This window comes from Paenibacillus polymyxa M1 (assembly GCF_000237325.1).
In the GTDB taxonomy this organism is placed as follows: domain Bacteria; phylum Bacillota; class Bacilli; order Paenibacillales; family Paenibacillaceae; genus Paenibacillus; species Paenibacillus polymyxa_C.
In genome coordinates, this window is sequence record NC_017543.1 from 80,614 (window position 1) to 103,580 (window position 22,967).

The window sequence follows — 22,967 nt, forward strand, 5'->3', positions numbered from 1 at the left end:
GGCGAACATAATTATTCGAAAGCATCTTCTGCTAATGCGATTTCTTCCAATATCTCGCTCCCCACTTCTTGTACCAGCAAGTCTGCTATGTGTTCGGATAATAAAGCAATCGTGGGAGAGGTGAACAGTTCAACCAAACGTACCTCAACCATAAAAGCTGCGCGAACTCGACCCACAAATTGGGTGGCAAGCAGTGAATTACCTCCAAGATCAAAGAAATTGTCATTCACTCCAACCTGATCGATACCTAAAATCTCAGAAACAATAGTAGCCAGCATTTCTTCAATCGGGTTGCGGGGTTTCACGTAAACAGTTTCCAGCTCAGGCCGTTCGGAATCGGGCTCGACAAGAGCTTTATGGTCTAGCTTTCCATTTTCAGTAAGAGGAATTTTATCCAAAATCACAAATGAAGATGGAACCATATGAGCAGGCAACCTCTCGGATACATAAGTGCGTAAAAGTGGTACAAGCTTCCTTGCCAACGTACCTTGGAATGGGTCATTTGCATACGAAATTAAAGGTCTCTCCTCAAATATAGGCTCAGGCAGAAAAAAACGTTTTCCCTGTCTGCTCATCCCTCGATGCAACAAGACAGCATGAAAAGAATGGCGCTCATCTGCTGTATCACCACAACCAACATGAACGGAATAAGGCAGTTCGTGCTCCCAAGCCCACAGTTCTTCAGGATCAATGCCTTCCTTAGTCCAAGTTGAAAGCAGAGGCAGCACGTCCAATTTCGTCCGCTCCTTGGGTCCATGCATGACCTGCTCCCAAATCCCCAGTTCACTGGACAATCTCCGGTTCGGTATCCTCTTTACGATTAAAGCTTCAGGATTCTCTTGCTCTATCATGCTTCGTAGAGAAGAGAGGGTGAGGCTTTCATTTTGCCAATCAAGCACTAGTGGATTACATTCAGGTGAATCCGCACTGAAAGCATCCTCAGCAGAAATGTGAAGCATCACGTCATAACGATACCGTACCAACTCACTGTCGCAGCTTCCATGTTTGAGATAAATCTCCACATGACTTATTTGCGGTATCTGACGTTTGAGTGCATAAAAAAATTCAGGTTCAGCGAGCAGTTCGTTTTCTTCTCTTACTGCATGCTGGGCAGCAGCACAAATACGTGATAACTTCATGTCCTCCGGCGCATGAAAAAATTGTATGGAGGTATGAAAAATTTCTAGCAGAGCAGCGTTCCTTACATCGCCAACAAAGATTGTCCCACCTGGTTTCACCCGTTGCACCGCTTGATGCAATATATTTATAAAATACTCAATGCTCGGTAAATACTGCATCATGGAGTTGATGATGACTGTATCATACGAATGGTCTACCAGTCCGGATAGGTCATCTGCGGATCGATGGAGCAATTGCACTTTGTTTTCCTCTATCCCCACAGTTGCCATTTGACTCCGAATATAGTTCAAAGCCACATCGGACAGATCTAAAGCCGTATAGCATGTACAACCTGGAGCCAGCCGAAACAAAAGCATACCGGTACCGCAGCCTATTTCCAAAATACGATCCGCTTTTAATCTTTTAATTTGTGCTACCGTATGTTCGACCCAAGCATGCATTTCATTTTTAGGGATTGGCTGATTGGTATAGCTGCTAGTCCAACCTGTGATGTTCAAGGTAGGATCTTCATATGCTTCTCCCTGACCATAGGTCGTATCGAAGACGGTTTGCCATTGAAAAACTTGCTCTTGTTCCATTTGTTCTCCGAACAAAACAGTTTTAGCACTTTCTGGCTTTGCAACGACATGCGCAACCAATCGGCGATCCTCTGATGTCGGTTCCCATACCTGCAGCACACAATCTTGAACCATTGGATGCTGCTTGATCACAGCTTCAATCTCACCTAATTCAATGCGAAAACCACGAATTTTGACTTGCCCGTCTCCACGCCCGAAATATTCTAGCGAACCTCCTGGCAACATACGTCCACAGTCTCCCGATCGATATAAAAGTTTGCGTGTATCGAATGGATTCTTAATCAGCCGAGATTCTGTCAAATCAGGACGATTCAGATAACCTTGGAAAACCCCAGCTCCACCAATGCAAATTTCTCCTATAGCTCCAAGCGGCAGTGGACGCTGGCTAGAATCGAGAATATGAATCTGAAGATCAGGTATTGGCATGCCGATCGAAGCGGGATGCAGTATCGCCTCTTGTATGGATTGGATTGGGGCATAGCTCACATGTACCGTCGTCTCCGTAATACCGTACATATTAATTAACTGTGGACTGTCTAATCCGTATCGCTCAATCCAAGGGACAAGTTGCCTAGGGTCAAGTGCTTCACCGCCGAAAATTACATATCGCAAACCAAGTGGAACCGAATCAGAGCGCTGACAAATCGCGTAAATCAGAAGACGGAAAGCAGAAGGAGTGTGGTTCAACACCGTTACTTTTTGTTCACGTAACAAGTCCAAAAACAATTCTGGCGAACGACTTGTAGTATAAGGGACCACGACCAGCTTACCCCCATGAAGTAACGCCCCCCACAGCTCCCAAACGGAGAAATCGAACGCATACGAATGAAACAAGGTCCATACGTCCTTTTCTCCAAAATGATACCAATCCGTTGTTGCCTGAAATAGCCGAACGACATTATAATGTGTGATCAGTGCCCCCTTTGGATTTCCTGTTGAACCCGACGTATAAAGGACATAAGCAAGGTCATGGGGACTCACAGCAACTTTAAGAGGCTTGCCATCTTCTAACCGGGGCTTCACTCTAGCATCAATACAGATGATTTGAGCCCCCTTCAATTGAAGCGCACGCTCACGCGTTGTCTCTTGTACCACAACGAATGTAGCTGATGAATCACTGAGAATAAAGTTTAAGTGTTCTGTAGGGTACACTGGATCTAAGGCTATATATGCAGCCCCGGTTTTCAAAACACCAAGAATTGCAATAACCGTTTCAATGGAGCGTTCGGTACAAATACCAACCCCAATCCCTTGCCCAACTCCCAAATCAATGAGTCTGCGTGCCAAGTAATTCGATCTGACTTCTAACTGCTCATAGGTCAGTTGGCTGTCGCCACAAACTACGGCCACGTTGTCAGGATGAGATTGAGCCTGTTTCTCAAACAATTGATGCAAACAAGCTTGTGGTGAAAATTCGATAAGATTTTGTCTATTCTCTGTTATTAACCTACGCTTCTCTGTCTCTGATAAAAGCGGCAAGTCCTTAACAGCACATGTTGGATTAGTGACCAGCCCCCACATCAAAGTTTCATAGCTTTGAATAAATCTTTCAATAGTCGTAGCATCGAATATCTCGGTATCAAACTCGCATTCGATCAGCAAACCTTTTGGAGTTTCAAGAAGGTCGAAAATCAAATCCAGCTCAGACGTACCATTGTCGATCTGTGCCACTGGAGCGATAAAGGAGACATCCAAGGCAGGGCCAATCTTTAGCGAAGTCGCTCTGTCTGAAAATGTATGCATAACAACTGCAATATCATACAATGGATTTCGATTGCCATAACGGTCAGGATTAACCGCATTAACAATTTTCTCAAAAGGACATTCACTATGAACAAAAGCGTTCAAAACTGTGTTTCCAACCCTTTGAATGAATGACAAAGCACTTTTTTCCGCACTCACTGTCGTACGCAAAGGCAAATGATTGGTAAAGTCACCCACCAGATGTTCAAGCTCGTCCGTTGTTCGATTGGACACAGTTGTGCCAATGATGAGGTCTTCACGGCCAGTCCAGCGATACAATAAAGCCTTCATACCCGCAACTAGTGTCACGAAAGGAGTAACGTTCTGAGCCCGACTCAATGCATTCACCGCTTCTATTAAATCAGTTGACAGGTAAGCGTGTATCCTGCGCCCAACATGCTTAGTAAAGGCATTTCGCTGCCGATCGGCTGGAAAGCAGGGTTCAAAAGAAGCCCCTTCCAAATGCTCTTTCCAATAGTGCAAATGAGGAGCGAGATAAGTGGCACTTAATCGTGACCGCTGCCACTGGGCATAATCAACATATTGAATTCGCAGTTCAGGAAGCGGGTAATCATCCCCCTTCAAAAACGCGGTGTACAATAAATCCAGCTCTTGTAGTAATACACCGACCAAAGACCATCCGTCTGCCACGATATGGTGAAACAAGAGGAGCAAAATGTGATCCTCATCACTAAGTCTTATAAGCTGCGCCCGCATAAGCGGATTTTTATTCAAATCCAGCGGAGAACTGGCCTCCTCTAAAGCAATACGGCGCGCTTCTTGCTCAGCCCGTTCTAGTGAGAGATGGCGAAGATCAACGATTGGTAATGGCATTGGTTCGGGAGCAAGTACCCGCTGGCGTGGTTCCCCTTCAACAACATCAATACGAACCCGTAGAATCTCATGTCTGTCAAGAAGCTCCTGAAGGCATCGGTGTAAGATGTCTTGTTGCAGCGTTCCTTTCAGTCGCAGGCCAGTAGGCAAGTTGTAAGCAGTCGTTAAAGGGTCTATTTCTTGAAGCAACCAGAGTTGCATTTGCGACGTCGACAGCGCGAACGATTTTTCTTTCCTGTCCAGTCGCATAATCACCTCTGGCTCAACTTGCAAACCGGCGTTTATCGCAAGGTCCACGAGTCGAGCACATTCTGAAGCTATACTTACTATTGTCGCTTCCCCCATCAGCAAGGCGATGGATAGATCAATCCCAAGATCACATTTCAGACGATTGCGCAATTGTATAGCCATCAACGAGTCGAATCCCATTGTGCTCATCACTTGCTGGTCTTCCAGAGATTGTTCTGAAAGCATTAGCATTGAAGCTAGCACATCGTGAAGATAAGCGGCTAGCGCCTCTGTTCGATCTATTCCGTTCTCAAGGATTCGCTCAATATAGTTGATGTCCTCCTTCCGCACATCGCAGTACGGGTGATCCTCTATCGTTGACTCGAATCCAGAAGATAAGATGTTACTTAATTCAGCTTTACTTGTAAGCTCGCTTCCTCTTGCTTCCCTGTAATTTGACCAATCAGCCGTTACTGATGGACTCCAATAATGCTTTTTATCGAATGGATAAGTAGGGAGTGCAATTTTTTTTGACTGTCGTGTATTTCTGCCGCTCCAATTTAAAATAGATCCTCTCGAATACAATGATCCTAGTGTCTCCAAAAGAGTTCTTCTTTCGTCCCCTCCTTTCCTCAATGACGGAAGAGAGACGGTATTAATCAGAGTCTGAGATATCAAATGTGTGAGTGTTGCTGTTGGCCCGATTTCGATAAATACATCACAACCCAGCCCACCGAGCACTTGTATACCCGCCGCAAATTTTACCGGCTGACGAAGGTGATCACGCCAATACTCGGCATTCGGCTTTACTCCAGCTTGCCAAACTGTCCCAGTCAAATTACGAATGAGTGGAATTTGAGGTGCTCCATAAGCGTATTTTGTCGCAACAGCCTCAAATGGCTCCATCACTACATCCATTTTGGCAGAATGAAAAGCATGCGAAACCCGCAATAGTCGACTATCCACTCGATTGGCATTCAGATGCTCGCACAGTTGGTCAATAGCCTCTGTATCCCCAGCAACCACAGTATTCCCTGCACTATTAATAGCAGCGACTGATAAACGATCTGCATAAGGTGCCAGCAGGTTTTCTACTTCGGCTAATCCCAGCATAACAGCGACCATGCGGCCGGGTTCTACTAAAGATTGCATTAACTGACCGCGTTCGGCCACCAATTGCAATCCATCCATCCAGCCCAACATGCCGGAGGCACACGCAGCAGAAAATTCTCCTAAACTGTGACCACTCACAGCAGAAGGTTCAATCCCCCAAGTGCGGTAAAGTTCAGTTAGGGCATACTGAAAAGCAAAAAGAAGCGGTTGAACATAAGAAGTGTCTTCCATCCAGTTGTTTGCTTCCTTCTCTCCAAGAATTGCAGCTTTAATTGATCGCCCTTGAAATGCAGGAAATGCCTGAAGCGTTAGATCACAAGCATTAATGGTCTTTCGGAATATGAATTCCGTCTCATACAGTTGCCGACCCATACCGGGGTACGCCTCTCCTTGTCCAGCGAAAATGAAAGCAATTTTGGGTGTTTTGAAAGTCTTTGTTAAAGAGAGTGGTTTGTCCATTCTTTTATCGATTAAGAGCAATTGAGCAGACATTTCCTCTTTAGTTGCCCCCACCATAGCAATTCTATACTGCAGATCAGCTCGCGTCGTATTTGCCGCATGACAGAAATCTGCTAATGAAACTGACGGAGATTCTTGCAGAAACCTCCCGTATCGTTCTGCCAAAGTCCGTAGCGACCATTCACTGCTCGCTGACAAAGTTAGCAGTTGTAACGAAGAATCGACAGGTTCTGTTATTGGCTTGTCTACAACAGATGGCGCTTCTTCCAGAATAACATGTACATTCGTTCCGCTGAATCCAAATGAACTGATTCCAGCGATCCTTCGTAGAGAAGGTCCTGGCTGCCAGGGCATATTTAGTGTCGGTACTTTGATAGGAAGCGAGTTCCAATCAATGTAAGGGTTAGGCTGATAGAAATGGAGGTTTTTGGGTATAGAGCGATTTTGCAGCGAAAGAACTGTTTTTAGTAGACCCGCGATGCCAGCTGCTGATTCCAAATGACCTATATTCGTTTTTACAGATCCGACAAAAAGAGTATTTTCCCCATTTCGTTCCTCACAAAGCGCGTCTGCGAGAGCATGCATTTCTATAGGGTCTCCCAATACAGTTCCTGTACCGTGCGCTTCCACATATTGGACCTCATTCGGCAGTACACCCGCATTGCTGAGCGCTTCGCGTATAACCGAAGTCTGGGCAGCCTTGTTCGGTGCGGTGAGACCATTCGTTCGCCCGTCTTGATTGGCAGCCGAACCACGGATCACCGCTAAGATATTGTCTTTTGCAGCTTGAGCATCCGATAGCTTCTTCAATACAATTACTGCGCAACCTTCCCCACGTACATACCCGTCGGCGGTACTGTCGAAGGTGTGGCATCGTCCTGTTGGGGACAACATTTTTGCCTTTGAGAGACTAATATACAGTTGGGGCGCGATCGTAAGATTGGCACCACCCGCTAGTGCTATCTCGCATTCTCCATTGAGTAAGCTTTGGCAGGCCAAGTGCACGGCCATTAACGAAGATGAACAGGCGGTATCTACTGCTATTGAAGGCCCTTGTAGTCCCAAGCAATATGAAATTCGTCCTGCAGCCGTGCTTAACGCTCCGCCAGAAACAGCATACGGGCCAAGTCGTTCAATATCCATAAACTGCAACCGTTGATAGTCACTGTTGCTAAGACCAAGAAATACCCCTGTAGGATGACCTGCCAGACGATCTGGCGACTGACCGCTACGCTCCAGAGCCTCCCAACTCAACTCCAGCAGAATCCGCTGCTGCGGGTCCATTTCCATTGCTTCAGGACGTGAGATATTGAACAATCCAGCATCAAAGACATCAATATCGGATAGGAACCCCCCATGCCTGCTATAAGTTTTTCCTGGCACGTCAGGATCAGCATCATAATATTTTTCCAGAGACCAACGATCTGTCGGGATCTCGCTAATACAGTCCTCTCCTCTCTGAAGCACCTGCCAGAAATCTTCCGGATCGGATGCTCCAGGGAAGCGACACGCCATTCCAACAATCGCAACAGATTCCACATTATCGGTTGGCTTGGGCGGATTTGACTCAAGTTTGTTCACCCTGTTGTTAACAGAATTTCTCTCTGTTAGGTATTTCGTCAACTCATGGATGTCTGATTGCTCATAAAGCAACGTCGAAGATAGCTTCCATCCGACGTACGACTCTATCTCACTCGTCAGAAGGATGGTTTCTTTTGAGCTGAGCCCCAAAGACGAAAAAGGCATCCGCACGTTAACTTCCTCAGGAAGAATGTCTAGCCGGGGAGCTATCTGTTCACAGATCCATCGCTCCAGCGTCTCTGCTTTCTCAGGACTGGCATATTTCCCCCATTTGTGATGATCCACTTGAATTGCCCTGTCTTTCTTTTGAGATTGCTCCAAGGAACTCCAACTAACAATAGTATTCAGCAACCCGTTTTCATAAGCCTTACGGCTGGCGCTACGTTGAATTTTCCCACTGCTTGTTTTTGGAATGCTTCCAGGACGAATTAGGGCGAGGCATACTAGTGAAATACCATGAGCGCCGGAGATCGTCTCCCGAATTTGATGAGCAATCGCCTCTATGTCAAGTTTAGCCTTGCGAGCTGAACGCTCGATTTCGTAGACAACACCAACCCCTTCCGTTCCCATGGTCGTTACAGCAAATGCTGCGCCCGCACCTCTGCGTACAATAGAGCAACTTTTCTCTACAGTGAGTTCTATATCCTGTGGATAGTGATTTTGCCCATCGACGATAATTAAATCTTTAAAACGCCCCGTAAAGTACAATTCTTCGTTCCGTAAAAAACCTAGATCACCTGTACGTAAAAAAGGTCCTTCATTTGTTTCGCTAGTATAGGCCTGGAAAATATCTACTGTCTCCTTCGGCTGGTTCCAATATCCTGCACTTACCGAGCTGCCTGCTACCCATATTTCACCCACCTGATTATCGGGACAAACTTTAAGTGTTTCCGGGTCAACGATAAGAATTCTCGTATCCCAACCGGCGTTCCCACAGGATGGCAAGGCAACTCCATTTGTTTCATCATTACAATCTACAATTCGATTCAAGGCCAATTCTGAAGCATCTGCTATGACATAGGACGGTCCATTATTTAGGGATGACGCAACTTGAAGGGTTGTTTCCGCCATCCCATACGCGGGTGCCAACGCTTGCCGTCTAAATCCGCAAGTGGCGAACCTTGATGCAAATTGCTCTAACGTATCTTTTCGAACGGGCTCTGCCGAAACTGCTACGGAACCCCAACTGCTCAAATCTAACTCACTTATTTGCTCTGGCGAAACCTTTTGTATACATAAATCAAAGGCAAAGTTTGGACCTCCACCATGCGTAACCTTCCACTGTGTAATCGCCTCAAGCCAGCGAACTGGCCGCTGCACGAAAGAGACCGGGTCCATCAGATATCCACAATGCCCATTGTAAACTGGGAGCATAATTCCTTCGATTAGTCCCCAATCATGAAAAGGAGGGAGCCATATAAGAGAAACGGAGTCCTCTTTATATCGCAAGGATTGCACCATAAGATGACATTGTGCCAACAAGTTACCGTGCGTGATCATTACTCCCTTGGGGGTGGAAGTTGAACCAGATGTGTATTGAAGGTAGGCTACCATGTCCGAAGTTGCATCAAATGGAACATAGGAGTTCGCTTGACCACAAGGGATGTGATCAACCACTAAGCGTAGCACCGTTAAGAGTTCGGGGACCTGTTCTTTACAATCTTCAAGTTGTGCCAATAAACCCGATTCAGTTAACAGAATTACGGGATTAGAGTCTTGAATTATAGAGCAAATTCGTAGGCTCCCCCGGTCAAGTGACTGATGTCTAAGACGGGGAGGATAAGCAGGAACCGCAATGACTCCAGCATATAAACACCCAAAAAGCGCTGTTATATAATGGATGCCAGGATTAAAAAGAAGAATCGCCCGCTGACCCGGTTTAACCTTTACCTGTAAAGCACTTGCTATGGCTTTGGCTCGAAGGTCTAGCTGAGCATAGGTGAGCAAGTCAGACGGTAATTCTCCGTCCTTAAGAAACGTATGTATCGTTTGATTTGGCATTTCTACCACACGTTGTTGGATAATTTCCAGAATTGAAGATTTCTTTAACAACACTTTCACCTCCACAAATAAAAAGCCATGTAAAATTAAAAAGTGTTTCTTCTTTTGAAAAGTGAAGGAACACTTTTAGATAAGATTGGCTGGAATGATAGAGTGAATAGTGCCGCCACCGTTGAAATGCTAATCCATCGATGGCGGCATTTGTTAAATTGCTGTGTTAAATTCGAAGCGTTTCGTAATCTTGCTCTTCCATATCTTCATAGCTGCAGAGTAATCGTTCAGAATACGGATTCCTTCCTCTTGACCGAAATACTCAATAACAATTTCAGGTGTATGCATCCATAGATCCATATCACCCAACGACTCCATTGGAAGCGTCAATGACAAAACGTCATCTCCACCAATAAACGTCCGGTAAAATGTCAGCCTGTGTCCCAGTCCTTGAGGATGATTATTATGTGCCACAAGGATTTTGGTGAAGTTTTCTTCAAATTGAGTTTTTTTGCTTGGTATTATATAGAAATCAAGGTTATATAAAAATTGTTCCATAAGTAAACAACTCCTTTTTTAAAGTTCAAAATAATCATATATTTAGATTACTACTCAACGAATTCACAACCGGAATTATCGCAACTAGGTACGAAAGTCATCAAATATGATTTGTAGTCTTCAACGCCGGAAAGGAGTGAGTCATAAATTCTCTTTGCCTCTTCACTTCCATATACGCTTAAAATATCCCTTAGACCTTGCCAATGATCCATTTCACCGAAGCTTCTCATTGGCACATATAGATGAAGCATGCGATGATTTGTCCCCTCTTCGACATAGGTTACCCACTTTAAGCCTTGACTGTGCTGATTATGGGCTTGAACTGCTTTGGATACCATTTCTTGATATTCTTCCGTGTCAGTTAGCTCGTTGAGCTGGACGATGGCGTAATAAATATACTCCAACGGCGTTTCTTCCTTTTCTTTTGAAGGGTTACTGGCCGTAGGATAGTATTTTAGCAACTTGCTTTCACTTGAAATCAGCGTAGAAGCAAACGCTTCTAAGCATTCTTTGCCTTCCTTTTCCCCGTATATTTCATACATAATTTCCTTATCAGAGGGCGCTTTTTCACGTCCATCAGCGTCATTTAATGGATACATTAGCCATACTACTCCTTCACCAATCCAACTTCCATAACAGGAATAGGTGCTCCCATTTTCGTGTTCTTTGTGAGCATTTGCAATTTTCAACAAACAATCATGGAACAGCATACCTGGTCCTACTTCATGATTTAAATCAATTTGGTACATATAAGGCGAAGGCTCTGTTCCATTAGGAGAGGTATACGGAAACCCCCATTTTAATTCTAAACTCGGAATAACTTGTGCCATGTTAATAACTCCTCTCATTTAAAAAGTGGTGTTGCGGTTTTGGTAAATCAGATATGTAAAATCAAGATGTGCGGAAGGAATTGGATCGTAGTTAGAAGGCGATAACTCGTCAAACTATCACTGAGAAATTTAAGAATAAAATTTTCATCATAAATGTTCTATTTATAATTTATAACTCGATATGCAATAATGGTTATTTTTATAACAAAAGTAAATATTGACTTAATTAAAAGATTATTTGGTATTAATTTCTAAAGATTATTCTACCATTTGTCTTCAACGGCTTTTGACAGAATTATGATACCCAAGCTAAAAGTTTTCTTTATCGTTTATTCAAGTAGATTTTGTTCTAATTTACGTCTTTATTTTAAACTCTCAACTAAAAAATGCGAATCAACCTTTCGGTTGATTCGTGGGGTTGATTTTACCTAAAATGATTACAAGCTCTACCTACATATGAGAAACTACAAACATATTTATTAGCCTATTGAAAGTCTGACTTATTCGGTCAGTATAAGATTCGATTCCACCGATTTTTTTCACATAAAAGGGGTACACCCAAAGGCTTAAGGATAACCTAAGACATCAACAATTTCCTTCGCTCTTTTTATATAATTTTCAACAATAAATGTTAGTATATGGAATGTAGATTACAGATTAAGAAGGAATTTGAGCGAATACTCTGAAATTTATAAAGGAAAAAGCCATAGAGATTAAAGAAGCAGAGTTTCGAGTAAAAAGTGAACGGCACGAAAAATTATCTGAATTGAAGAATGAACTGTCGGAAAAACATTCAAATAGGATTGCTGAGTTAATAGAAAAGTTCCAAGCTAGTAAAGACGAAAAAATGTGATTAGCCCCATCATTTAGTATCATAACCATGAGCATTTTATATTAGAATACCGATGGCCATTAAAATGAAAGCCGGTGAACTACTCTATAGTAGGATCACCGGCTTTTATACTTATTATGTCTCTAATTAGTCTGTATCCTTATTTTGCTCTTCTACAGAGCCACAGTTGATCTAATCACTCCTGTACATCATATTTAAACCACACTCTTCAAGGCACCTTTCTCGTAACAATGCAGCAAGTTTTTTTCACCAAAACTGCTTATTTAACAGTTAATTTATATCAATTAGGGCTTCATAAATAGAATCTTTTCCTCTATACTTGTAAGTCCCTATCATTCTTAATTCTTTCCCATCCAAAAAATACTTATCACCTATATGTGGATGAGGTATACCTTCTATAGTTGAATAGTCGACGAAGCGAAGTTCATCGTCTAGGTATCCAATTCTTACTATATCATCTGAATGTTCAACATAAAGCCATTGGCCACTCTTTGATCTCCCAACAAAATCTCCAAGTAATAATGGATATTTTTTAGGTTGGCCCAGATCGTCAAATTGTGGTTCACCGGTTTTAAGATTAAGTATATAAATATTTGAATCAGCTGTTGCTACAATATCTCCAGAATTCAGGTCTATATATTGATAATCAAAACGCTCTGACGAACCAAACTTAAATTTGATATTAATATCTATAGAATGTTGATAATCGCTACATAAAATGAGCTTTACAGAGTCTCCTTTGTCGAATTTTAAAGCGTACCCCTTGGATGTCAAAATAATTTTATCCAGTTTCCACGATTTGTCTATTCCATTATCAACAAAAGAGTGTACTTGAATTTTATTATTGCTGTCTAGGTACTTTACTGAATATGATTCCTTATCAGCAAAGATAAAGCCACCAGGAACCCCCTCAGCATAAGCATATTGTTCTAATTGACCTAATGCTAAATCTTTTGATACCCAGTTTCCATCTTTTCCCACTGACATATATATTTTTGGAGTATCGAAATAATTACTTGGATTCGTTTGAGAAGAGACTGTTAATCTGTCATCCTGTTCAAAGGCATACCTACTCGTGGATTCATCATTTATATTCGTGTACTGCTGATTACCATATTGTAAATTTACTTTTTTTAGAACAAATTGTTCTTTTGTAACTTCACTTGTTGATGTTGAATCATAATCTATTTGTTTATAAGATTCAGATGGATCTTGATTGCTGCAAGCAGTAGCACCAAATATTATTAGCAAAATTAGTAAAACAAGAATCTTTTTCATAAATTTAATTTAACCCCTTTTTCATTTCACATATGACTTGATCCTGGCTAATCCTCTCCATAAAAAACAAAAAGTTCATCATCTCATTTTCAATTACCACTTGGCACCGCATCCGTAAAAAGAATTGGAGTTGAAATTGAAATTCAATGTCTCAGATAGTAAATTAACACGCTGATTATAGAGAAACGATAAACATCAAAATAGCTAATTTTTTGTCCGTCTCTATAATAATCGGGTCCCCCCCTCTTCACCTATATATGTCCAGATACAAAGTCGATATATTCGTTATTAGGGATCGTCTAAAACTCGTTTTCTCTCCTATTTATATCGTTTCTTCAACTGTTCGATAAATTTAGTACCAAATCCATGTAAAAATCAATATCACGCAATTTCAAAAAACGATAAACTTCCCGCTTTCACTTAGGATGTAAATTATGCCAATAATATAATACGACAAATTAGATCAAATTTCCTCCTTTTTATATTGTAAAGTAGGAAATTAGTCACTTGTCTTTCAAAGAGCGCTCCATTGTTAGAGATGGGGAACATCCAACCAAGGATACTCTCTACCTCTTAGTCAGACGCGAACGAGTATGTTTACGTAAAAATGCTAGCTTCAGCGTTCTTTAAATCATAGTTCGCATGGCTGACTTCATTAAATGTACATAATAAATAGCTTCCTGTATAACGGCTGAAAGCGTGAGCGCCCTCTTCTTATCGATTTCTCAACTTCTCAAGTAATCTTGAAGCTGGCTGGAGCGCTTGGCATCTGCTGCCCCTGTTACCATGCGGAAGTCAAAAACGAAAATGCGCGTTCAATAAAAAGAACCGGCTGCAGCTGGTTCTCTCCTTCTAACTTGACCTACTTTCAAAACGATTTTAATCGATAAGCGCGATGATGGAGCGCAGCGGAATCATGGTGCTGCCCTGTGCATGCATACATGATGATTAGCGCAGCGCCAGCGTAGCGGTTCATGATGTATGCTTGCCATCTTTGATTCAACCCACAGCTCTTACGCTCCGTGGGCTCCGTGAAAGGAACGACAGGAACGTAGAGCGCCTTGGCCGGGCGCTTTCTCCTGGCGTAGGCGCTCTAGTTATCGGCGTGAGTAGCGGCCCAGCGGTACGTACTGGCTCTTAGGTGACCGCTCTTGCTGCCTTAGAGCCAGTAGCATGAGCCAGCCTCCCCGCTCTTCCTTTCGCTCGCTCCCATACTTACCGATCAGCCATTCTAATTTAATGGTTTTAACCAATATATTCCTACTTAAGCACGTTGAAGACACGCCCTAATTAGAACCGTTTCTTTAAGTAAGCTTTTTGAATCATCTGTAACATATTTTTAATTCTAATTTTCGGCTTCCACTTCTTCATACTTCTCTATCTTCTCAACCTTTACGCCTAGATGATTTAAATTCCTATTTTCTTCGTCAATTATCAGTAATTAAAGCTGTCATGAGCGACTTTATTGTGCTAATTATAGTGATATTGTTCGGGATCTCTTGGATTATTTAAGCTCGAATTTCATAGTGAGCTGACAAATGAAAAGAAAGCTTCAGACCGGATGAATCAGCCTGAAGCTTTCTTTGTTTCGTTTATTGCGTTTTAATTAACTATATCAAGCACCATACTTTTTAGCTGTAACGAAGTTTACTGCGTGGCTAGCAGGATGAGCAACCCAAAATACATCAATTGCATTTCGAATGCGTAATATAAGAATATCTAAAAAGTAAAATACATGCGTCATTTCTGGCGCCTGTATTGTCTCCCTACCAAGGCGTTTCCGTTTTGTGTTCAATCACTTTCAATACTTTGGGTTCAACAATCCGTTTCAATAGTTCCAGCGTATGATCGTCAACAGTAGCTCCACCATGCGGATTGGTTTGGATTTGTTTTTTTGCCTGCGTATTTGCGATTATGTCGACGACTTGTTGTTTGGAAATCTTTTTAGATGCAGCGATCTCGACGACCGATGCCCCCTTTGCCAATTCTTGTTTCAAGTCTTCTGGACTCATGCGAAGTAAAGAAAAGAGCTTTTCATCGTTTAAAAAGACATCCGCAGTATAGTCAGGCTTGCCGTTTGTCGTGAAAAAGCCTTCCACGGATGGAGCCGGGCCGCCTCCGATCAGAGAAACGCTGATCGTATTCCCTTGTACAAGTACCTTATAAAACGGCGTTTTTGATCCCTTTTCGGTGTAGTTCAATATAAGCGTTTTTTGGTCCGGATTCTGCATCGTCTCCATGTTACATTCGTACTTACTGGAGCTACCGTACAGTTTGTTAATGAGATCATCTACTTTCGATTTGATTTCTTGATCGGTTAAGGAGATGACCGGTTTCTCCTGAGGCTCCCAATTTTCTTGGTTCACCTGTTCGATTTCACCCGTGGCGTTCAAATCAAGTCGGATCTTTTTGCCGTGAGCTCCCTTTTCCTGCAGCACGATGCTTGTTTGAATGGCTTTCCCCTGACTTGCATTCGTGGGGTCTCCTCCAAGCCGGCTGGCATCGATGATTTCAAACGACTTGGTTTCCGGATAAGAGCGATACAACTTTTCAAGTGCTGCTTCGCCAACCGCATCCATCTTGACTTGTTTGGCTGTCATCGGTGTTCTCGTAATCATTTCAATCATGGGAGGGGCCGCGAATGCCGCGGTTGGAATCATAATTACTGCAGCAACGATGCTGCCAATCAATCGTTTTTTCATCGTTTTTTTGCTCCTTTGCTGTTGTACGTATTGAGAATAAGATTGTTCGATTCGTTTGGAAACAGCCGGGGGACATTCCATGGCCTCTGCCTCTTGGTGCAGGTACTCGCTGATTTGTCTTTCAATAGGCATTGTTTTTATCCATCCTTTCCAACGGGAGATTTCCCAATTGTTTTCGAAGCGACTGCAGACCAGCATGATATCTGGACTTGACTGTACCCAGCGGAATATCGAGTAATGTCGCAATCTCCTCCAGCGTATAATCGTGATAAAAGCGGAGGATGATCACCGTTCGCTGTCTATCGGTCAGCTTGTGCATGGCCCTCGATATCTCGGGGTCTGTCCCATCCGTCCTCAACGTGGGCTGATCCCAGTGATGCTCTTCCCGAGAAAAGACACGGATGCGTTCGAAAATTCGGAATCTCCTCCAGCTTTTCACCCGGAATCTTTGCACTTGTCGGATGACCAAGCCGTGCAACCAGAAGTGGAAAGGACGACTCGGATCGTAGTTGGGAAGCGAGGTCCACATTTGCATGTAGATCTCATTCATAATATCTTCGCGATCCTGCGGATGATCCATCAGAAAAGAGACGGTCCGGTAAACATCCTTGTAAGTGGCATCATACAACGTATGAAACGCCTTCTGATCTCCTTCGATCATTTTTGTGAGCACGTGGTACATAGATTCACTTTGCATTCAGAGGGCCCTCCTGAGCAAGCAGCTACACCCTATATTGTCGCTCGATGGAAAAAAGGTTCGGTTTTTTATATTTTCGGTTGGGAGTCTATGGATTTAGGATGGATAAGAAGAACTGATGACCTAGGAAGAATCTTTATACCCGATAGATATCACAATTTTTTTTCATTACTTGGCCGTAATACGATCCTCCAGTTGATGTTGCTCCAGAACTTTGATTCTGCGCCTTCTCATTTCCTGGCGTACACGGTACTGTTCCTTTGATACACGATCCTGCATCGTCCTCATGTGTAGCTCGAACAGAGGGCCAAGCTTAAAATTTGATTCCTTTATCTTCTTGATATTCAGCTCCAGTATCGTCAACAAAAAGGGCAGCTCCACGTACTCAATAACAAGTTGCAATTCTTTCACATTGTCTGCCTGCACTTCTCACCTCAACGCGACCCCATATTTTCATTTCATATTCCTTCTCTTTTGATTAAAAATTATTTCCGAACCATTACATGTTATGAAATACATCGTATCCCTTATCAGTAGGTTGGTATAGTTGTGTCTAAGAAGCTATATTCAAGAATTATTACTGCATTATTCTTGCATTCTTTTTGCATTCTTCTTGCATTCTTTTTGAATTATTCCCATTGTTCCCAAATGTGTTACATGGTATATTGGACATAGGATTTCCGATAAAGAAAAAAACCGTAACCTAAAAATGGCTACGGCTGAGACTTTTAGATGATTTACGAAGCAATGTATATTCAAGTAATCCGGTTACTTTGGATGTACTTGTGATACAAAAACAATATAATTGGACGGTAAAAGGATTGCCAAACTTTGGTCGGTTGGGGCGTCCTTTTACTATTTTATAAGCATTATAAATGTTAATAACGCTAACAAAGAATTAATGGCTGTAAAAACGACCATCAAGATATTGGTTACGATAGAAACGTTTTTTATGCTGTTCACCTCCCGGATTTCCGGAAGACTTGCACCGCACCGTTTTGCTCATCCTATAAGTCTCGTGATTAAGTATATCATGTTCCCATGTTTTAGGTATAGGTGACTATTTTCGAATAATAATAGGTTTTGGTAAACATCGGGTATATTTTTTCACGGTTTCTTAACGTTTCGGATTTCTAAAGAAACAGCTCAAATGTATTCATACTTCCTCTATGATAGAACTCATCAGAAACCTTGCCACGTAAGGACTCAGCTCTTGTAAAGATTTTTCCGTATCTTCCATCGTCTATACCTTTTTTTAACATTAGTCATTTGAACTATTTAGCTACCGCAGCTTCGTATTCCTTTACACGGCGATAAAAGGTAGGTTTTGTTAATCCGGATTGCTGGATAGCCGCCGTTGCCGTTATCCTGCCAGCCTTCCATTCCTTATAAGCTTGAATAAACGTTTCATCAATTTTTTTCTTGGGCCTGCCGAATGTCACTCCAGCTGTTCGTGCAACTTCAATCCCTTCCGCCTGCCGCTGCATGTTCTTTTTCCGCTCCTGCTCAGCCACGTAAGCCAGCATGCTCAAAAATTGGTCCTCAAGTAGTTTCCCTAAGTCGCCCATCATTTTAAACTTCCTTGAATCGAACAAAGCTTCGTTGTCAAGACATACAATGTCTGCGTTTTTTTTCACGGGTGATATATTTCCACTCCGCGATAATCCCGTCGTAATCCCGGCCAAGCCGATCCAACGCATCCATATAAACAAGGTCGCCTTCACGAATCAGCAATCTAATAGCCTGATACTTAGGGCGCTCAAAATCCTTGCCACTCATCTTATCGACAAATATGTACCGTTCATCCACGCCCAGCTCTCGAAATTTTACGAGTTGCCGTTCTGGGTTTTGATCTTTTGAAGAAACTCGTCCATATGCCAGCTTCAATTATCACACCTCCGAAATACTGTATCAAAATATTAGTATTCTTTTTGATACGTTTCTAAAGTCATTTTAGTACATTTTGATACGCTAAAAAGGGGGGATTTATAGTGTCTCGAAAAGCATACCTTTACGGACAGAATGACGAGGTATATGTGCTGCTATATGAATAAAAAAGGGCATTCGTAGGGATGCTCTTCCAGGATGTCGAAAAATCATTTGGCTGCGTCTCTGACCACAGGACCAGCGCCGGGAAAATCCAGCGATTTTCCCGGCGCTGGTCGGCTCACATGAGCAACCAAAATCTATACTTCATTTCAAGAACATATTAATATTATTTATGAATAAAGTTAATCTTATGTCTTTTAAATCACAAACAGCAATACGCCCAAATTAAATCCAATGTCAAAACTAATAGATTCCCCATATAATAACATCTACTTTGCGGGTGGTGTCACATACGCATACGCTCCCCAACTATGTAAATTCATACCATTCTCTTGAATTAGTTGCTATTATTAGAGGTGAAAAGGAGTGAAATCATTGAAAAGTACAGGTATGACACGTCCCTTAGATGCGCTAGGTCGTATTGTCATTCCCAAAGAAATGCGGAGAGTGCTAGATTACGAGATAGGCGATCCCATTGAATTCTTCCTTGATGAAGAGGCGGGTATTCTTTGCCTTCGGAAGTATATTGGAGTTGCTTGCATGCTGTGCGGATCATTGGAGGGCTTAACTTACTTTAGAGACTCATTTATGTGTGTAAACTGCATTTGTGAGCTGAAGAGTCATCCAGGTTCCAGTAAATTACCTTCTCCCTATCCAGCAGCTGCAGATGATGTTTATCCGAAAACTAAAAAAAGAATGTATCAATCCGCACCGCAAATGCTTGATAAGCTTAGAAGGCTTATTGAATCAGATCCAAACGCCTCCCAAAAAGAATATGCTAAACAACTTGGTATATCGCAAGGGCGTGTTTCGCAACTTAAAAAATTACTGTAGACAGTAGAATTGAAAAAGGCTCCCTATTTTAAGGAGCCTTCAGATTTTATAGGAGTTACTTTCAAGCCAGCGTGATAACTGCTGCTCGTCGATCTGTTTATTGGCCACTGGATGGCCATATTAAACGATCGATGAGGTTCAGCTCCATGCCATTTATATTTAAATTACTATTTTCGTTCATTCTTCGTTTGTATTGTTCTTCCGGCAGTAAATATATACTGCAAAGGATCATCATTTATTTTGAGATACGATAGACTTTGAGACACGCTGCCTTCCGGATTAACTTTTGGACGTTTTCGATCCGGGATATCTATAGACGCGAAGTCTGCATCCATATCCAACGTTTGATTAAATAAGCAAATGATGTGCAAATCTTCTTTCCCTTCTCTAATCGTAGAGCCTGTCCGATTTAATCCACTCACCGTAATACTCCCTCTGGTTTCGCCTGCTGAGTTTTTCTCTTCCACAAGCTTGAAATTTTGAATATCCAGTGCAGAAGGATTGTCAAGAATGAATCTTCCTTGGTCCGCTTCTATTACTTTTTGAAAAATCTTGCTTTGGTCAAAAGACGGATTTTTTAAAATCACTTTGTTGTTCCTGTACTCAAACGGGATATTCATACTTCTCAGCAATACTCCAAGCGGAATGACAAAGGCATCCTGAATCACTTCGGGCTGAGTGTCCATCTGTGCTGGAGTATTGTTCAGTTTATATGTTTTTGCTCCCTTTTGAAACACAATTTCATTTGAACTCCACCTGATTTTTGCTTCCTGAAGTTTACCGTTAAAATCAACTTTTGCGCCAAGAAGCTCGGCAACGGAACGAAGCGAAACCATGAGACGTTTTTCTTCATTAACGTAGGGACCAATCGGTGTGCAGTACAAAACATCATAATCATTCACTTTGAGCAAAGAGGTTCCATTGACATGAATAGAGTGATTAATCGGTGCTGCATTAGCGTTATAAGAAGAGGTTCCAAATATAGCACTCACAAGAACTGCAAGAGATAATACAGCCGTTCTATAAAAATATTTTCGTTTCATTTTTTTACCCTCCGTTTATATAACGAAGCAAGGTCTTTTTTTGTTGCAAACATTTACGGAACTCTAATATTTATAGTTTCTTCACCAGGATTAATAAATGAAGCTGTAACTTGCGAAATCGGTACATTGCAGTATCCTGCAGTTTGTGACGATGTAGTCCACGGAGTATTATTTGTTGAGCTTGTGACATTATATGAATTGTACCAGTGAACTCCGTTAATAAACGATCCAGAATGTGGAGAACCTGTAGACGCTATAGTTGTCGATCGTTTAATAGATTGATTATAGCCACTAGTATTCCAACCCTTAACATCTCTTACCACAGTGCAATCTTTTTGAGAACTACCTACAATGGAACCCGCTGCATATAAAGCGACTTTATCAGACGTTGGAACATAAAATTTCAAAAATACATTTTGGCCCGATTCAAAGACTAGACCTCGTGAATAGCCATTCTGTCTTATGAACATTGCCCAGTTATCGTTTGTAGGCTGATGGAAAAAACCCGCATCAACCTCATTTGCTGCAATTCCACCTGCATAAATGTGGGCTGTATCACCATTTCCTCCAGGTTTATTCTCATCTAAACCGATTCAGTATTAGCTAGTGTTTTCTCGTCTCATTAGGAATAGATTGGATAACATCTATATAGGATTTCGCCTTTGCAGTAATCTCCTTTTGTTGACCTTTATCATCGTTGTATACAGCTTTGATATTCCCATTCTCATCATTAAACATCATAATATCAGTTACCCATTCAACATAATTATAACTTGGTCTTTGGCCAGCACTAGATACAATATCATCCAGACCATTTCCTGATGTAAATTGCCAAACTGCCTTAGCAACTCCATCCTTAATTTCAACTACCGTATTACCAGCTGACCAATCATTGCTAAAATACATGTATCTGGATGAATCCCCTCTTGGGAAAACGTAAGTATATTCTTTGTTAGCCCCCGGCTTTTCTAAAGAAGAAAGCGATTTGAAAGAAAATTGAACCGGCAGCGATATAGCAACCTGACGAGCGGTTTGTAAATCTTCTGCCTGTAAGCTCTCTTGGTCTACCTTATAATTACTATCTTGAATGAATAATATGGACCGAATCTTCTCATAGTTTGCCTTGTAGCCAAAGTTCTCCGACACAAAACGAAAAGGTACCAGTATCCTTCCTTGAGTCATTTGGACAGGAACGTATACCTGAACTGCTTGGTTATTTTTAAATGCTTCTTTTTTGTTGGCCGTCAGCTTAATTTGATCTTTGCCTTTTGTGATGAGAGCAGATTGACTTTTACTATCCCATTGATAGGTTACCCCAAGTGAAGCAAGCGTGCGTATAGGGAACAAAACACGCCCGTCCTTAATAATAGGTGAAACATCAGTTGCTATAAACTTTCCATTCACATTCACCGCATTAACGGATATCGGATTGGCAGCATCAGCAATGGCCCAAGATTGAAACGTAAGTACGAAGAAAAACACAAACACAATAACCTTTTTCAAGATAAATTTCCTCCTTTTTCAATGAGCACCCTCATATATGACGAATGAATTATCCGAAAAGTTTCTATTATATTGTATAATAATTGTATAACTGTAAATTCAGTGAGGGGAAAGAACGATGCTAAAAAATCCTTATTATTTAACTATTGTTCTTTTGGTATGGCTCATAGCTAGTCTAGATTTGCGAATTTCATATAGTTATCCGAATGCTCTTTATAACTGGTTATTAGCATTATTAATAATCCGTTTAATTGTACGTGCTATTCATGCAACATATCAGAAAAATGGGATGACCAATAGGATAACTGATTGGGTTGTAGAATTATTTATGCTTCTCATTTCATCCGGAGTTATCATATCCATATTTTCAACTAAGGACTTTTCAGGGTCAGATCAATTAATCTTTCTGCTTGCGGAGCTAAATTTACTTATTGGTGTGTGCGTAAATATTTTTGAAATCAGAAAAAAAGGACAGAATTAGATAATATGTTTATTGATGCATAACAGTAATAATTTGTATTCGTGAAGTATAGTTGAATTGAAAAAGAAGGTGATACCAATGACGACTTTTGCTCTTGTATTATTTATTGCAGCTGTGATTCAATTTATTCTGGATAAAATTATCAGCAAAACAGATGAGAAGATATCAGACACGGATGGTTTTATCCCTTACAGGTGGTTCGTTGTGATTGGGGGTATTGGTATATTTTTATCACTTTTTTTTGTTAATGAACCCCCTTATAAATATGTTTGGATTGGCGTATTACTTATTATAGTGTTCGGTGTTCGATCTATCTTTCAATGGAAATATATTCGCAGTTCACAAAAGCATATTATTTCACTATTGATGATGGCCATATCTGTAGTTGGTACAATTGTTTACGTTTTAATTTAACAAAAAACCGCATACTTAGTGCGGTTTTTTTGTTGTACTACTATTGATGATTAAGAA

General features: G+C 41.6%; 13 protein-coding genes and 1 pseudogene. 3 read left to right on the top strand and 11 right to left on the bottom strand.

Features of this window, described 5'->3' with window-relative positions; genetic code table 11:
• Positions 1-11: 11 nt before the first annotated feature.
• The 9 genes and pseudogenes from PPM_RS26665 to PPM_RS26700 all read right to left on the bottom strand — a co-directional run bounded on the left by PPM_RS26665 (position 12) and on the right by PPM_RS26700 (position 18,473).
• Positions 12-9,728, bottom strand: a complete 9,717-nt coding sequence (locus PPM_RS26665) for a hybrid non-ribosomal peptide synthetase/type I polyketide synthase (RefSeq protein ID WP_014600095.1) — start codon at positions 9,726-9,728, stop codon at positions 12-14.
• Between the two features lie 153 nt (positions 9,729-9,881).
• On the bottom strand, positions 9,882-10,226 hold the full coding sequence (locus PPM_RS26670) for a hypothetical protein (protein ID WP_014600096.1): 345 nt from the start codon (positions 10,224-10,226) through the stop codon (positions 9,882-9,884).
• A gap of 50 nt (positions 10,227-10,276) precedes the next feature.
• Positions 10,277-11,056 carry a hypothetical protein gene (locus tag PPM_RS26675; RefSeq protein ID WP_014600097.1) on the bottom strand — a complete coding sequence of 260 codons (780 nt, stop codon included), beginning with the start codon at positions 11,054-11,056 and terminating at the stop codon, positions 10,277-10,279.
• Positions 11,057-12,179: 1,123 nt separating this feature from the next.
• Positions 12,180-13,187, bottom strand: a complete 1,008-nt coding sequence (locus PPM_RS26680; RefSeq protein WP_014600098.1) for a hypothetical protein — start codon at positions 13,185-13,187, stop codon at positions 12,180-12,182.
• Between the two features lie 1,097 nt (positions 13,188-14,284).
• Positions 14,285-14,440, bottom strand: a complete 156-nt coding sequence (locus PPM_RS29480; protein ID WP_155252318.1) for a hypothetical protein — start codon at positions 14,438-14,440, stop codon at positions 14,285-14,287.
• Between the two features lie 513 nt (positions 14,441-14,953).
• Positions 14,954-16,021, bottom strand: a complete 1,068-nt coding sequence (locus tag PPM_RS26685; protein WP_014600099.1) for a hypothetical protein — start codon at positions 16,019-16,021, stop codon at positions 14,954-14,956.
• The gene (locus PPM_RS26690; RefSeq protein ID WP_014600100.1) at positions 16,011-16,586 is read right to left on the bottom strand and encodes a sigma-70 family RNA polymerase sigma factor; all 576 of its coding nucleotides are present in this window, start codon (positions 16,584-16,586) and stop codon (positions 16,011-16,013) included. The genes PPM_RS26685 and PPM_RS26690 overlap by 11 nt, the downstream gene beginning before the upstream one ends.
• Before the next feature lie 168 nt (positions 16,587-16,754).
• Positions 16,755-16,997: a hypothetical protein gene (locus tag PPM_RS26695; RefSeq protein WP_148266426.1), complete on the bottom strand. Its 243-nt coding sequence runs from the start codon at positions 16,995-16,997 to the stop codon at positions 16,755-16,757.
• Positions 16,998-17,860: 863 nt separating this feature from the next.
• Positions 17,861-18,473, bottom strand: a pseudogene (locus tag PPM_RS26700) (recombinase family protein).
• 537 nt (positions 18,474-19,010) lie between these two features.
• Here PPM_RS26700 and PPM_RS26705 point away from each other — a divergent pair.
• Entirely contained in the window at positions 19,011-19,469 is a 459-nt protein-coding gene (locus PPM_RS26705) for an AbrB/MazE/SpoVT family DNA-binding domain-containing protein (RefSeq protein WP_043921466.1), read from the top strand.
• A 167-nt stretch (positions 19,470-19,636) separates the two neighbouring features.
• On the opposite strand, the gene PPM_RS26710 is transcribed toward PPM_RS26705, so the two are convergent.
• Both PPM_RS26710 and PPM_RS26715 read right to left on the bottom strand, forming a co-directional pair.
• Positions 19,637-20,512 carry a copper amine oxidase N-terminal domain-containing protein gene (locus PPM_RS26710; protein ID WP_014600104.1) on the bottom strand — a complete coding sequence of 292 codons (876 nt, stop codon included), beginning with the start codon at positions 20,510-20,512 and terminating at the stop codon, positions 19,637-19,639.
• Positions 20,513-21,115: 603 nt separating this feature from the next.
• Positions 21,116-22,015 carry a copper amine oxidase N-terminal domain-containing protein gene (locus PPM_RS26715; RefSeq protein WP_014600106.1) on the bottom strand — a complete coding sequence of 300 codons (900 nt, stop codon included), beginning with the start codon at positions 22,013-22,015 and terminating at the stop codon, positions 21,116-21,118.
• Between the two features lie 118 nt (positions 22,016-22,133).
• Here PPM_RS26715 and PPM_RS26720 point away from each other — a divergent pair, with 118 nt between their 5' ends.
• Complete coding sequence (locus PPM_RS26720; RefSeq protein ID WP_025675183.1) at positions 22,134-22,496, top strand: hypothetical protein; 363 nt, start codon at positions 22,134-22,136, stop codon at positions 22,494-22,496.
• Between the two features lie 78 nt (positions 22,497-22,574).
• Positions 22,575-22,910 (top strand): DUF4181 domain-containing protein, encoded by a 336-nt coding sequence (locus PPM_RS26725; RefSeq protein WP_014600107.1) that lies wholly within the window; start codon positions 22,575-22,577, stop codon positions 22,908-22,910.
• Positions 22,911-22,967: the final 57 nt, after the last annotated feature.